The sequence below is a fragment of the Streptomyces sp. NPDC007808 genome (assembly GCF_042868655.1).
Lineage (GTDB): Bacteria > Actinomycetota > Actinomycetes > Streptomycetales > Streptomycetaceae > Streptomyces.
In genome coordinates this window covers 1-12,411 of record NZ_JBIAEQ010000012.1, presented here as the reverse complement: position 1 = coordinate 12,411, position 12,411 = coordinate 1, and the positions used below count along the sequence as shown (strand labels likewise).

General features: G+C 73.4%; 15 protein-coding genes and 1 pseudogene. 6 read left to right on the top strand and 10 right to left on the bottom strand.

Annotated features, from left to right (window positions below; all coding sequences use genetic code 11):
• The first annotated feature begins 348 nt into the window (after positions 1-348).
• On the top strand, positions 349-924 hold the full coding sequence (locus ACFYNL_RS36775) for an SAM-dependent methyltransferase (protein ID WP_388811764.1): 576 nt from the start codon (positions 349-351) through the stop codon (positions 922-924).
• On the opposite strand, the gene ACFYNL_RS36770 is transcribed toward ACFYNL_RS36775, so the two are convergent.
• Positions 883-2,805: an FUSC family protein gene (locus ACFYNL_RS36770; protein WP_388811761.1), complete on the bottom strand. Its 1,923-nt coding sequence runs from the start codon at positions 2,803-2,805 to the stop codon at positions 883-885. The two genes, ACFYNL_RS36775 and ACFYNL_RS36770, sit on opposite strands and share 42 nt — an antisense overlap.
• A gap of 257 nt (positions 2,806-3,062) precedes the next feature.
• Between ACFYNL_RS36770 and ACFYNL_RS36765 the strand changes: the two genes are divergently transcribed.
• Genes ACFYNL_RS36765 through ACFYNL_RS36755 form a run of 3 tightly spaced genes read left to right on the top strand, consistent with a single transcriptional unit; the run spans position 3,063 to position 4,746 of the window.
• Complete coding sequence (locus ACFYNL_RS36765) at positions 3,063-3,857, top strand: hypothetical protein (RefSeq protein WP_388811759.1); 795 nt, start codon at positions 3,063-3,065, stop codon at positions 3,855-3,857.
• Positions 3,854-4,291 carry a RidA family protein gene (locus tag ACFYNL_RS36760; RefSeq protein WP_388811756.1) on the top strand — a complete coding sequence of 146 codons (438 nt, stop codon included), beginning with the start codon at positions 3,854-3,856 and terminating at the stop codon, positions 4,289-4,291. The genes ACFYNL_RS36765 and ACFYNL_RS36760 overlap by 4 nt, the downstream gene beginning before the upstream one ends.
• Positions 4,288-4,746: a GNAT family N-acetyltransferase gene (locus ACFYNL_RS36755; protein ID WP_388811753.1), complete on the top strand. Its 459-nt coding sequence runs from the start codon at positions 4,288-4,290 to the stop codon at positions 4,744-4,746. The genes ACFYNL_RS36760 and ACFYNL_RS36755 overlap by 4 nt, the downstream gene beginning before the upstream one ends.
• Positions 4,747-4,966: 220 nt before the next feature.
• Here ACFYNL_RS36755 and ACFYNL_RS36750 read toward each other — a convergent pair whose 3' ends face one another.
• Genes ACFYNL_RS36750 through ACFYNL_RS36740 form a run of 3 tightly spaced genes read right to left on the bottom strand, consistent with a single transcriptional unit; the run spans position 4,967 to position 7,350 of the window.
• Entirely contained in the window at positions 4,967-5,629 is a 663-nt protein-coding gene (locus ACFYNL_RS36750) for a 1,4-alpha-glucan branching protein (protein ID WP_388811751.1), read from the bottom strand.
• A 17-nt stretch (positions 5,630-5,646) separates the two neighbouring features.
• The gene (gene pip, locus ACFYNL_RS36745) at positions 5,647-6,606 is read right to left on the bottom strand and encodes a prolyl aminopeptidase (protein WP_388811749.1); all 960 of its coding nucleotides are present in this window, start codon (positions 6,604-6,606) and stop codon (positions 5,647-5,649) included.
• 18 nt (positions 6,607-6,624) lie between these two features.
• The gene (locus tag ACFYNL_RS36740) at positions 6,625-7,350 is read right to left on the bottom strand and encodes a uracil-DNA glycosylase (RefSeq protein WP_388811748.1); all 726 of its coding nucleotides are present in this window, start codon (positions 7,348-7,350) and stop codon (positions 6,625-6,627) included.
• A gap of 50 nt (positions 7,351-7,400) precedes the next feature.
• Between ACFYNL_RS36740 and ACFYNL_RS36735 the strand changes: the two genes are divergently transcribed.
• The gene (locus ACFYNL_RS36735; protein ID WP_388811745.1) at positions 7,401-7,949 is read left to right on the top strand and encodes an RNA-binding S4 domain-containing protein; all 549 of its coding nucleotides are present in this window, start codon (positions 7,401-7,403) and stop codon (positions 7,947-7,949) included.
• A gap of 62 nt (positions 7,950-8,011) precedes the next feature.
• On the opposite strand, the gene ACFYNL_RS36730 is transcribed toward ACFYNL_RS36735, so the two are convergent.
• Together ACFYNL_RS36730 and ACFYNL_RS36725 are read right to left on the bottom strand one after the other, a co-directional pair.
• A complete protein-coding gene (locus ACFYNL_RS36730) occupies positions 8,012-8,470 on the bottom strand; it encodes a DoxX family protein (protein WP_388811742.1) in 459 nt (152 codons plus the stop codon).
• 102 nt (positions 8,471-8,572) lie between these two features.
• The gene (locus tag ACFYNL_RS36725; RefSeq protein WP_388811739.1) at positions 8,573-9,496 is read right to left on the bottom strand and encodes an acyltransferase domain-containing protein; all 924 of its coding nucleotides are present in this window, start codon (positions 9,494-9,496) and stop codon (positions 8,573-8,575) included.
• A 64-nt stretch (positions 9,497-9,560) separates the two neighbouring features.
• Here ACFYNL_RS36725 and ACFYNL_RS36720 point away from each other — a divergent pair, with 64 nt between their 5' ends.
• On the top strand, positions 9,561-9,881 hold the full coding sequence (locus ACFYNL_RS36720; RefSeq protein ID WP_388812334.1) for a DUF6343 family protein: 321 nt from the start codon (positions 9,561-9,563) through the stop codon (positions 9,879-9,881).
• A 32-nt stretch (positions 9,882-9,913) separates the two neighbouring features.
• On the opposite strand, the gene ACFYNL_RS36715 is transcribed toward ACFYNL_RS36720, so the two are convergent.
• From ACFYNL_RS36715 to rpsA, 4 genes and pseudogenes are all read right to left on the bottom strand, one after another.
• The gene (locus ACFYNL_RS36715; RefSeq protein WP_388811738.1) at positions 9,914-10,294 is read right to left on the bottom strand and encodes a tetratricopeptide repeat protein; all 381 of its coding nucleotides are present in this window, start codon (positions 10,292-10,294) and stop codon (positions 9,914-9,916) included.
• Between the two features lie 50 nt (positions 10,295-10,344).
• Positions 10,345-10,980, bottom strand: coding sequence for a dephospho-CoA kinase (coaE, locus tag ACFYNL_RS36710; protein ID WP_388811735.1), 636 nt, complete (start codon positions 10,978-10,980; stop codon positions 10,345-10,347).
• 63 nt (positions 10,981-11,043) lie between these two features.
• Positions 11,044-11,982 (bottom strand): PAC2 family protein, encoded by a 939-nt coding sequence (locus ACFYNL_RS36705; protein WP_388811732.1) that lies wholly within the window; start codon positions 11,980-11,982, stop codon positions 11,044-11,046.
• A gap of 180 nt (positions 11,983-12,162) precedes the next feature.
• Positions 12,163-12,411: pseudogene (gene rpsA, locus ACFYNL_RS36700) on the bottom strand (30S ribosomal protein S1); the annotation flags it as partial.

Genomic DNA, 12,411 nt, shown 5'->3' with positions numbered 1-12,411 from the left:
AACCGGCGCATTCGCGCCGCGGATCCGCCGCACCCGCCCGCACCCCTTGCCCGCCGGCCCACCGCACCCCTTGCACGCCGGCCTCACCACCGCACCTCGCAGACTCGACCGCCACGGCACCGGGAAGGGGCCCGACATGCCCCTCGGAACCGTGAATCCTAGGAACCGGACATTCTCGGCCGTCCCGGCACCGGATGCGGTCCGCGGGAGCGACGGGGCGTGACGGGGCCGGACCCGGCGGCCCGAGTACGGGGCGGGAGCGGGGCCGGGGCCGGGGCCCACGGTGACGGCCGGGGACTCGGAACCGAGCCGGAAGGAAGAGCGGCGGGATGAAAGGGGAGACGGGTCGTGGGTGACGTTCCGGAGCGTCTGACCTGGGCGGTCGAGAACCTGGACCTCTCCCCCACCGACCGGGTGCTGGAGATCGGCTGCGGCCGGGGAGTCGCGGTGGCCCTGGTGTGCGAGCGGCTGACCTCCGGCACGGTGACGGCGATCGACCGCTCGGAGACGGCGCTACGGGCGGCACGGCTGCGTAACGCGCCTCGGGTCGCGGCGGGCCGGGCGGTCCTTCACCGGGCGACCCTTGAGGAGGCCGACTTCCCCGTCGCCGCGTTCGACAAGGTCTTCGCCGTCAATGTGAACCTGTTCTGGACCCACGCCCCGGACGAGGAGGCCCTCGCCGCGGTGGCCGCCCTGCGGCGGTGGCTGGCGCCCGGCGGTGTGCTGTGCCTGTGCTGGGAGCCGCCGAAGGGGCGCAGGGCCGAGGAGATCGCCGGGAAGGTGGAGCCGGTCGTGGCGGCGCAGGGGTTCGCGACCCAGGTGCGGGCGGGAATGACGGCGGCGGGCGGACAGCTGGTGGCCGTACGTGCTGTCGCGCCCGTCTCAGACGGCGAGGGGGAGGTCGGGGGGCGCGGGGAACCGTAGCCCGTACCGGCCGCGTCCCTTCTCCAGCTCCTCCAGGAGACCGGCCAGCTGGCCGGTGTCCGCGGGTGTGAGCCGACCGGAGTCGTCGAGGTGCACGGCGGATGCGGTCGTCGCGTCGACGAGCCGTTCGAGGGTGGCGACGACCTGGTCCGCGCCCTCCGTGTGCCGGGCGAGCGCGGGCAGTTCCGCGGAAGCGAGGGCGATGGCGCCACGGGCCTCGGCGAGCGCACGGTAGGCCTCGCGGCGCAGGGTCCAGCGGACGGCGCGGGCACCGGGGGCGGCGGGGTCGGGGTCGTACGGCAGGTCGGCGGTGTTCCCGGCCCCGGACTCACGCAGCACGTGGGCGAGGTAGGCGTATGTGGCCCGGGCGGCCGCCGTGAGGCGTGACCGCACGCCCCCGCCGCGCTGCCCCGGCATCGGGATGTGCCCCACGACGAGCACGAGCGCGCAGGCCAGCAGGGTCTCCCCGATGCGGCTCGCGGACGCCTGCGGTTCGCCGCCCACCATCACCAGGGCGAGGACGAGGAGGGTCACCACCAGGGTCTGGGCGGCGAAGTGCCGCGTGGCCACGGGGATGAGGGCGCCGCTGAGCGCCACGAGAGCGATGAGCCCTTCCGGCCGGGGCAGCACGGCCGCGAACGCGGCGAAGAGCAGGGCTCCCAGCACGGTGCCGGCGGCCCGGCACAGCACCCGGGACACGAGGGGTCCGAGGTCGGGCTTGACGAGGAAGACGGTGGTGGCCGGGAGCCAGTACCAGTGGTCGTGCTGCCCGTACCACTGGGCGTGGTGCAGGGCCTGGGCGATGCCGACACTGGCCCCGAAGCACAGGGCGACCCGCAGGCCGTACTCCCGTCCGCCGACCCCGAACACGCCTCGGAACAGGTCTGCGGCCGTATGCCGCCGGGTGTGCAGGTCGCTTCCCTTCCCCCGGTCGAAGGCCTCGGCGGCATGCAGCAGGGCGTCGTCGAGGGCACGCAGGGCGGGCGCCGAGCGGTGGGGCGCGGGGAGCGGGCCGGGATGCGTGTTGGCGCGTACGGCCGCGGCGAGCCGGCGGGGCCCCGCCGAGGCCCGGGCGGGCACGACTTCCCCCGTCCAGGCGAGCGCGGTGGCGGCCTCGCCCAGCGGCAGCGCGGCGGCGTACTGCGCATGCAGCCGACGTTCGGTGGACGAGGAGGCGTACCGCCGCAGCCGGGGCCCGGTGAGGGCGTCCTGCGCGTGATCGAGGGCCGCGGTGAGCGCGGCGCGGCGGGCGGTGGCGTGCGGGCCGCCGGCGGCGTCGAGGAGGTCCGCCACCGCGTCGTACACGTCGGCGACGGCTTCCCGCTCCCCGTCGAACCGGAAGTCCCCGGCGAGCGAACCGGGCGTGGGCAGCGCGAGGCGCAGCGCGAGCAGCCACGCGGCCCCGGCCAGATAGCCGAGCGCCCGCTGCCATCCGGGCTCGGGCAACGGCATCCCGGCCCCGATGGCGGCGGCGACGAGAAGCTGCGTACCGGCGGCGGAGGCCACGGGTCCGACGGCGCTGATGCCCCCGGCGAGGAGTCCGAGGCCGGTGAGCAGGACGGTCAGCGGAACCGCTCCGACGTGTTCCCCGGCGTACGTCCCGGCGAGCACCCCCGCCGCTCCCGCCAGCGCGGGCGCCCCGAGCCGATTGACGGAGGCACGGCGGCTGCCGGGACGGTCGTTGACGCCGGCCAGCATGGCGGCGATGGCGGCCACGACGCCCAGGGTGGTGTGACCCGTGGCCACCCCGAAGGACAGCAGCGGTCCGGCCGCCAGTGCTCCCCGGACGACCGCGCTCCAGGGCACGGGGCCGCCTTGGGTGCGCAGGGCATGGGCGAGCCAGGGAGGGAGGGCGAGGAACGATGGTGCGGGGCGGGACACGGGGCTCCTGTCGTCTCGTCGAGGGCGAGGGGTGGTGCCTTCGGGCGACGGCGGCCGGGGCTGTGGGCTGTGCTGTCCACGGTAGAGCGGGTTGCCGGAGACGGGAGGACGTGAACGTTTCGGGGATGTGACGATGCTTGAAAACGCCACGTTCTTTATGAACGCAACCACGAAGGACCGACCGCTCACCGCGTTGTCAGTGCCGCGCGTTATCAATGAACTCGTCACTCAGAGTCACGACGACGGGGGAAGCGGTCATGGCGACGCACGAGAAGGGCCCGCGGGAGACATACGAGAAGGGCCCGCGGGAGCAGAGCGAGGAGCGGCAGCGGCCTGCCCGCGCGTATCTCTCCGCCGCCAACCTGCGCGCCCGCGGGTGGACCGTGGCCATGGTGCGCCAACTGCTCCGTGGACCGGATCTGTTGCGGGCGAGTCCCGTCTCCCGGTCGGCCCCGCCGACCCGCCTCTACCGCATCGAGCGCGTCGAAGCCGCCGAGCGAAGCGAGGAGTTCCGGGCCCTGTCCGCCGTCGCCGCACGGCGCTCCCCGGGCGTGCGGGCCGCGTCGCAGCGCAGGCGGCGTGAGGTGTCGGCGCGGGTGGCCGCGGAGCCCTTGGACGTGCCCCGGCTGGCACCGGCCAGGCTCACGGTGCTCGCCGTCGCGCATCATGAGCGGCGGACCGCGGAGAGCGGGGAGCCCACGGGTAGCGGGGCGGCCACGGGTAGCGGGGCGGCCGGGATCCTCGACCGCTGGAAGGTCGACTATCTGCGCCACCGGCTGAGCCGCTACGACGACATCCTCGCCGACCTGCGCGACAGCGCGGGACGGGCGGCGGCCGAGGAGGTGTTGCGCCGCAGGGTCTACGCGGCCATCGCCGAGGCGTACCCGGAACTCGCCCGGGAATGCGAACGACAGCTGTGTGAACTCCGAGGGCGCGACGGGACCCGCGGGGTGGCCGGCGCGGGAAAATCGGATGCGCGGGCCGGTGCCGGCACTCATGATCGGCGGGTCGACCGCCGCGAACTGCACCCCGGCCCTCAGGAGCCCGCATGACCGCCCGTGCCGCCATCCGCCGCGTCACCTCCCCCGCCCTCTTCCCACCCCCCACCTACTCGCACGCCTCCGTCGTGGAGGCCGGCACGAGGCTCGCCTTCCTCGCCGGTTCGGTGCCCCTCGACGCCGACGGGAACCTCGTCGGCGAGCAAGACCCGGTGCGGCAGACCGAGCAGGTGATCGCCAACTTGGCAGAACAACTGCGCGCGGTCGGAAGCGACTTGGCACACGTGCTGTCCACCGACGTGTACGTCGTCAGCGCTGACACGACGGTGCTGTCCGCCGTCTGGGACGTCGTCGAGGCGTCGGGGCTGAGTGCCGGTCCGCACGCGTCCACGCTGCTCGGGGTCGCCTGCCTCGGGTACCCGGGGCAGTTGGTGGAGATCACGGCCACCGCCGTCGTCCCGGACGCGGGCCGGGAGCCGCGGTCGTGACCCCCGTGGCGCTGCGCCGGGCCGTCGCGACCGACGCGGGCGCCGTCGCCGACGTCTGGCTGCGGTCCTTCGCCGCCGCGCTGCCGACGGTCGTGCGGCCCCGTTCCGACGACGAGGTGCGGACGTACTTCCGGGAAGTGGTGGTGCTGTTGCGGGAGACCTGGGTCGCCGAGGCCGCCGACCGCGTCACCGGCCTCATGGTGCTCGACGGCGACCAGCTCTCCCAGCTCTACCTCGACCCCGACTGGCGCGGCCGTGGCATCGGCGACCGCTTCGTCGACCTCGCCAAGCGCCGCCGCCCGGACGGGCTGAGCCTGTGGACCTTCCAGGTCAACACACCCGCCCACCGCTTCTACGAACGCCATGGCTTCGTCGCCGTCGAGCGCACGGACGGCAGCGGGAACGAGGAGCGGGAGCCGGACGTGCGGTACGTCTGGCTCCCGGGCCGGAGGTGAGCGGTTCCCCTCGGCCGCCCTTCGTCGGAGCGACCGACCGGTTGGGCCACCCTCCACAGGAGCGACCCAACCGATGGGCCCCGCAGGGGTGATCAACCGGTGCGCGCCCGGGCCCTGGAACCGCGCGAACAGCACCGCACACCGCGCCCACCCGAACGGCCACGACCGCGCCCACCCGGACGGCCACGACCGCGTCCCCGGACGGCCACGCCAGACCCCGTCAGGGTCGCGGGCCCGCACTCAAGGTGGCGAACAGCCCGCGGACGCGGGTGCCGTCCGGCATGGACCAGGCGCCCGCGACATGGCCCGTCGAGCCCGGCTCCGGGAGGGGCTGACCGTCCGGGGCGGGCCGCAGGACGCGGTGCAGGTGGAGGGTCACGCCCTGCGGTGCGGTGAGTTCGGTGCCCTCAGGGTCGTCGGTGATCGTGGCGAAGGCCGCGGGAAGGGCATCGTCACCGGCGTGGGAACGGGTGACCTCGTGGTCGGGTGTGTCGCTGACGCTCTGCGCCTGGGCGTGCACCCGGCCCTCCAGCAGGGCCGCCAGCTGGGCGAGCAGCACCGGGTCGTGGCAGCCGTCGTACACCCAGCGCGGGCCCAGCACCCCGTGCTCCATGGTGCCGACCAGGGCGTGCTCCGCGCCGTCGAGCGGTGCGCCGCGGTAGGTGAGCGGTACCAGGTACGCGTGAGGGCTGGGGCCGGACGTGTCGGTGACCACCATGAACTCGATACCGACCTCGCCCGCGGGGTCGTCCAGCCGGAAGCCGCCCGCCTTGGTCAGCTGCGGTTCGCCCGTGCCGCCCGCGTACCAGGGGCGGGTGGGCAGCCAGGAGGTGAGGAGTTCCACCTTCGTCGGCTTCAGGGTCGTGTGGTGAATGACTGCCATGGGAACGAGTCTCCTTGTTAACGCGCGTACTTGTCCGTCGCCGCGATCAGCGCCTCGGTCATCCCGGGCGCCCCCGCGTCGTGCCCGGCCTCGTCGACGACGATCAACTCACTGCGCGGCCAGGCATGATGGAGGCGCCATACGGTGCCGAGGAGGTTGCCGAAGTCGAGGCTGCCCTGGACGAGGGTGCCGGGAGTGCCCTTGAGCAGGCCCGCGTCCCGCAGCACCACGCCTTCGTCGTTGCCCTCACCCAGGAAGCAGCCGTTGCCCCAGTAGTGCGTGACCGTCCGGGCGAACCCCATGCGGAACTCCGGGTCCTCGAAGCGCCGGACCGAGCGCGGCGGGGCGGGGATGGTCGCCGTCTCCCAGTCGGTCCAGGCCCGCGCGGCGCGCTCCCGCACGGCGGGATCGGCGGACTCCAGAAGGCGGTTGTACGCGGCGGCGAGATCGCCCTCCCGCTCGTCGGCGGGCAGTTCGGCGAGGAACCGCTCGTACGCCTCGGGGAAGATCCTCCCCAGTCCCCTGGTCAGCAGCGTGTGCTCCGCGTCCGCCCCGGTGGCGACCAGGGTCAGCACCAGCTCGGACACCGCCGCCGGGTGCGTCTGCGCGTACCGCAGTCCGAGCACCGAACCCCACGAGGCGCCCCACACCAGCCACCGCTCGATCTCCAGATGCCGCCGCAGCAGTTCGAGGTCGGCCAGGAGACGGTCCGTCGTGTTGACGCTCATGTCGGTGTCGTACGCACCGGCGTGCGGCGTGGAACGACCGCACCCGCGCTGGTCGAGCAGCACGATCCGGTAGGCGGCGGGATCGAACAGCCGCCTGAAGTACGGCGTGCAACCGGATCCCGGCCCGCCGTGCAGCACCACCGCGGCCTTGCCTCGGGGGTTTCCGCAGGTCTCCCAGTGGATCCGGTTGCCGTCGCCGACGTCGAGCAGGCCGTGGTCGTACGGCTCGATCTCCGGATAGAGGCCCATTCGATCAACGTAACGTCCCTACGGCGACCGCGTCGCCTCGATTTCGAGCCCGGCCGCACCCGCCGCCGTACGCAGCACCTCCCGCAGCATCGCGGGCGTGAGCCTGCCGGTGAAGGTGTTGCGCTGGCTGACGTGGAAGCACCCGAAGAGGTCGAGCCGGTCGCGGCCGTCGAGCCCGTCCAGCGCGACCCGCGTCCCGTGCGCGAAGGCGGGCCGCGGCCGGGGCACGCTCCATCCCGCCTCCGCCAGCGCCGGCAGCGTCGCCTGCCAGCCGAACGCCCCCAGGACGACGACCGCCCGCAGCGTGGGCCGCAGCAGCCTGAGCTCCTGAAGCAGCCAGGGCCGGCACGTCTCCCGCTCCCCCGGCGTGGGCTTGTTGGCGGGCGGGGCGCAGTGCACCGGCGCCGTGACACGGACGCCGGACAGCTCCAGGCCGTCGCCCACCGCGACCGAAGTGGGCTGGGAGGCGAGGCCGACGTCGTACAGCGCCTGGTACAGCACGTCCCCGGAACGATCTCCGGTGAACATCCGCCCGGTGCGGTTGCCCCCGTGCGCGGCCGGGGCGAGCCCGACGATCAGCAGCCGGGCGTCCGAGGGGCCGAAGCCGGGTACCGGTCGGCCCCAGTACGTCTGGTCGGCGAAGGCGGCGCGCCTGGTGCGGGCCACCTCCTCACGCCAGGCCACCAGCCGCGGGCAGGCCCGGCAGTCCGCGATCCGGCGGTCGAGAGCGGCGAGGGCGTCCACAGCTCCACCGTACGGCCGCCCCGGCCCGGTCCGCGGGCTAAGGTCGGAGCATGGCTTGCGAGGATGACGAGGAGAGGGCCGGCAGCATGGCCGAGGGCCGACCGGACGCGGCGAAGGCCGAGCGGCCCGCCGTCGAGCCGAAGACCGCCGCCGACCCGAAGATCGCCGCCGCCGTGGCCGCGGCCGAGGCCGCCGGTCCGCAGAACGGCGAGTCCGTCCGGGTCGACAGCTGGATCTGGGCCGTACGTCTGGTGAAGACCCGCTCCATGGGCGCCACCGCCTGCAAGGGCGGGCATGTGCGCGTGAACGGCCAGAGCGTGAAGCCCTCCCATTCCCTGCGCGTGGGCGACGAGGTGCGCGTCCGGCAGGAGAACCGGGAGCGGATCGTCATCGTCAAGCGGCTCATCCGCAAACGGGTCGGTGCCCCGGTGGCCGCCCAGTGCTACGTCGACAACTCGCCACCTCCGCCGCCTCGCGAGGCCGTCGCCCCGGCCGGTGTCCGCGACCGCGGCACGGGCCGGCCGACGAAACGGGACCGGCGCGAGATGGAACGCCTGCGCGGCCTGATGGGCGGCGCGGGGCGGCCCCCCGGACCGTGACGTACGACGGTGGCGTCCGGCGGGCGACCAGCCCCGTTCCGGACGCCACCGATGCCGTCGGCTCACCCACGCCGTCGCAGCAGCCGCAGCAGATCGGCGTTGGAGCTCCGCCGGGCCCAGGCGATCAGGGCGAGCGGCACGATCAGGATGAGCGGTGTCGCCGCGTTCTCGCCCTCGAAGGCCGTGATCGTGACGACGAAGGCCCCCACCATCAGGGCGCTCAGCGCCATGGCTGCCACGGACTGCAGCACCGGGATCAACAGCGCGACGGCACCGGCGAGTTCGAGCGCGCCGATGATGTACATCCCCGTGCTGCCCCAGCCGAGCTCCTCGAAGCCCTCGACGGCCGACGGGTGCGCGATCAGCTTGGGCAGGCCGCTCGCGACGGCGTAGAAGAGGGCGAGCAGTATCTGCAGGCCGCGCAGGGCGATGCGGGCCCGGCGGCCGCGCGGGGTCGCGGACTCGGCGATGACGGTGCCGGACGGGGCGGAGGCGGTGATGGACGCGGTCGTCTCGGACATGGGGGTTCTCCTGTGTGAGCGGTGGTCCGTGGTGCTGTCACAGGGGTAGACCCGGCTTCGCGGCGGAACTCATCGCTGAACGACGGGAGTTCCGGCGGTTTTTCACGCAGGCCCGTCCCACGGCAGCCAGCCGTGCCCGATGTACCAGTGTCCGCCCGCCCGTAGATGGTCTCCGACCGCCCGCTCCAAGGCCGTTCGGCGCGGCAGACCGTCGATGGGCAACTCGGGGTCGCCGAAAACGAATTGGACCGGCTCGGTGTCGGTGGGTTCGCCGCCCTGCTGGGCCACGCGCCAACGCGTCTGGAACCGGACGATGTTGGAGTCCTCGGGGAGGTACTCGGCGAGCTGCGGGTCCAGCAGCCAGGAGTGGCAGGTCGCGGCCGCGTACCGCTCCTGCGGGAAGTGCCGCGGGAAGAACTCGCGGGCGAGCGCCAGCGACCGGTCGACGGCGGCCGGGGAGAGCGGTCCGTGGAAGTCGGGGATGTGCAGGTTCAGACAGGGCGTGCCCGGGCCGGTGTCGAGCCCGGCCGTCGCGAGCGCGGCCGTGGTCCGCTCCCCGAGCCGCGTCCGCTCGAACTGGAGCCGCCCCAGCTGATACAGCTCGCCGCGGAAGTGACGGACGAGCCACCACGGGGCCTGGACCCCGGTCCGGCCGTACCGCCTGCGGTGCACGGCCATGTTCCGCCCGAGGTCGGCGAGGGTACGCCGGGAGACCTCCGCCGGGATGCCGCGCTCGCGGTGGTACGCGCGCGTGTACGGCAGTGCCGCGACGAACACGTACACGGGGAAGCAGCGCCGCAGCGACCCCGAGGGCCAGTCCAGGTCCCAGTCCAGGTCGGACCGGCCCGCCGGGTCGCCGACCTCGCCCAGCCCCCGGACCAGCTCGTCGACGAACCCCTCCAGCAGCCGACGCAGTTCCGGGTCGTCGGTGACGCGTCGGCTCATCCGCACGAGGTCGTTGACGTCCTCGTGGGTCACCTGGAGGTCGAGCAGCACCTCGGCGAGGTCATCGGTGTCCGGCAGCACTGAGCCCCCTGCAAGGAATCCGGCGGGTACGAGGAGTACCTTTCAAGAAGGAGTGGTGATGCGGATGCGTACGGGCAGCGAGCCGACGACAGCACGCAGTGCGTTGCGGGTCCGCTTCTGGCTGTGCGTGTGGGGTGTCGTCTGGACGGTCTTCGGTACCGTCGCGTTCGCGGTCGTCGGCCGACCCGGCTGGGCGGCGGCCTGCGGGGCGCTCTGGCTGGTGATCACCGTCGACCTGGCGATGGTCCTGCGGCACATCCGTCAGGGCCCGCACTACCAGCCGGGCCGTGACATCCCGCCGTACAGCCCGCCCGACAGCCGTCCCCACCGGCCGCCGTCGCCGAACCGTCCGTACCCGCCGGCCCGGGGGGACCACCGCCGGTAGCCGGCCCCTCGCTCCCACCTCGGGGTCGTCGCTCACGCGTCGAACCGAGCCGCCTTCAGGTACTCCGGATTCGGGTCGAGTGCCGCCGCCAACCGGAAGTGGCGCCTGGCCTGCTCGGGTCTCGCCTGGCGCTCATAGGTCCGGGCGAGCGCGAAGTGCGCGAACGCGTTGTCCGGTTCACGCTCCAGGACGATGGTGAACTCCAGCTCCGCGGGCCGCAGTTGAGCGGCGGCGAAGAAGGCACGCGCGCGCAGCAGCCGGGCGGCGGTGTTCTCGGGGTGCGCGGCGATGACCCCGTCGAGCAGCTTCACCGCGCCCCGCGGGTCCCGTGCGGCGAGCAGTTGCTCGGCGGCGCGGAAGTCGATGACATGCGTCTGTGGAGTACGTCCGGTCGAACCGCTGGTCTCGGGCACGGCACAGTCCTTCCCTCACTGGGACGGTTCAACGCGCGAACACCGAGCCGCTATTCCTGGGGCGGCTGGGGCGAGGTGGTGTGCTGAGCCCCCTGGGCCCGGCGCACGAGCTCCGCCCACACGTCCTTGACGCGCCGCTGAAGCGCTTCCAGGGGGACGTCGTTGTCGATGACGATGTCCGCGATCTCCAGACGCTCCTCACGCGCGGCCTGCGCGGCCATACGCGCCCGCGCGTCCTCCTCGGCCATGCCGCGCAACCGGACCAGCCGGTCGAGCTGGGTCTCGGCGTCGGCGTCGACGACGATCACGACGTCGTAGAGCGGCGCGAGGCCGTTCTCCGTGAGGAGCGGGACGTCGTGGACGACCACGGCGTCCTCGGCGGCGGCCTCTTCGAGCGCGCGGGAGCGGGCACCGACGAGGGGGTGGACGATCGAGTTCAGTACGGCGAGCCGGTCGGGGTCGGTGAAGACGATCGAGCCCAGCTTGGGCCGGTCCAGACTGCCGTCCGCGGCGAGCACGTCCTCGCCGAAGGCCTCGACGACGGCCGCGAGACCGGGCGTGCCGGGTGCGACGACCTCACGCGCGATGCGGTCCGCGTCGATCAGCACGGCCCCGCACTCCACGAGCAGCCGCGACACCTCGCTCTTGCCGGCACCGATGCCGCCGGTCAGGCCCACCTTCAACATGTGCCGAAGCTTAGGCCCTGCCACCGACAGCGCGCCCGGCAGGACCGGCCCCCTCGGCTGCCGTCAGCTGTCGCCCTCGCGCTCCGCCAGGAACCGCTCGAACTCACGGCCGATCTCGTCGGCCGACGGGATGTCGACCGGTTCGGCGAGCATGTTGCCGCGGCTCTCGGCCCCGGCGATCGCGTCGTACTGGTGCTCTAGGCCCTCGACGAGGTTGGTCAGCTCGTCGTCGCCCTCGCGGATCTGGCGGTCGATCTCGTTCTGCGTGCGGTGGGCCTCGGTGCGCAGGGAGTGTGCGATGCCGGGCAGGACGAGTCCGGTGGCCGCGGTGACGGCCTCCAGGACGGTCAGGGCCGCGTCCGGGTACGGCGAGCGGGCGATGTAGTGCGGAACGTGCGCGGCGACGCCCAGGACGTCGTGCCCGGCCTCCATCAGCCGGTACTCGACGAGGGACTCGGCGCTGCCGGGCACCTGGGCCTCGTCGAAGGGGCTGCGGTGGCCCGGAACGAGCTCGGTGCGGTTGCCGTGCGGGGTGAGGCCGACCGGGCGGGTGTGCGGGACGCCCATGGGGATGCCGTGGAAGTTCACCGACAGGCGCACGCCGAGCCGCTCCACGATCTGCTGCACGGCCGCCGCGAAACGCTCCCACTCCACGTCCGGCTCGGGCCCGGACAGCAGCAGGAAGGGCGCCCCGGTGGCGTCCTGGACGAGCCGCACCTCGATGGCGGGCTCCTCGTAGCCGCTCCACCGGTCGCGCTTGAACGTCAGCAGCGGACGGCGGGCCCGGTAGTCCACCAGCCGGTCGTGGTCGAAGCGGGCGACGACCTGGTGGGGCAGCGAGTCGAGGATCCGCTCGACGATCTGGTCGCCGGTCTCACCCGCGTCGATGTATCCGTCGAAGTGGTAGAGCATGACAAGACCGGCCGACTCCTGGGCCAGCGCCATGTCGACGACCGCCAGACCCTTCGGCTCCCATGCGTACAAACCCTGCGGATCAAGCACTGTGACCGCCCCTCCTTGTGTCCGTACGTGACAACGCCCTTACGGGCGTGGGCATTCCCGGGACAGGGCGACTCACGATCTTTACGGATCGGACGCTGGTCGGCCGCCCCCGGACACGGCTGAGGGGCCGCACCTCGAAAGGTACGGCCCCTCAGTCAGGAGCTACTGCTCAGCGAGCGTTCAGCTCTGGCCGCCGGCCAGCTTCTCGCGGAGCGCGGCAAGCGCCTCGTCCGAGGCCAGCGCGCCGGAGTTGTCCGGGCCCTCGGAGGAGTACGAGCCGCCACCGGACGCGGCCGGAGCCGCAGCCTCGCCGCCCTCGGCCGCGGCAGCGGCGTCGGCCTCGCGGGACTTGATGACCTGCTGCTGGTGCTGCTCGAAGCGGGTCTGCGCCTCGGCGTACTGGCGCTCCCACTCCTCGCGCTGCTTCTC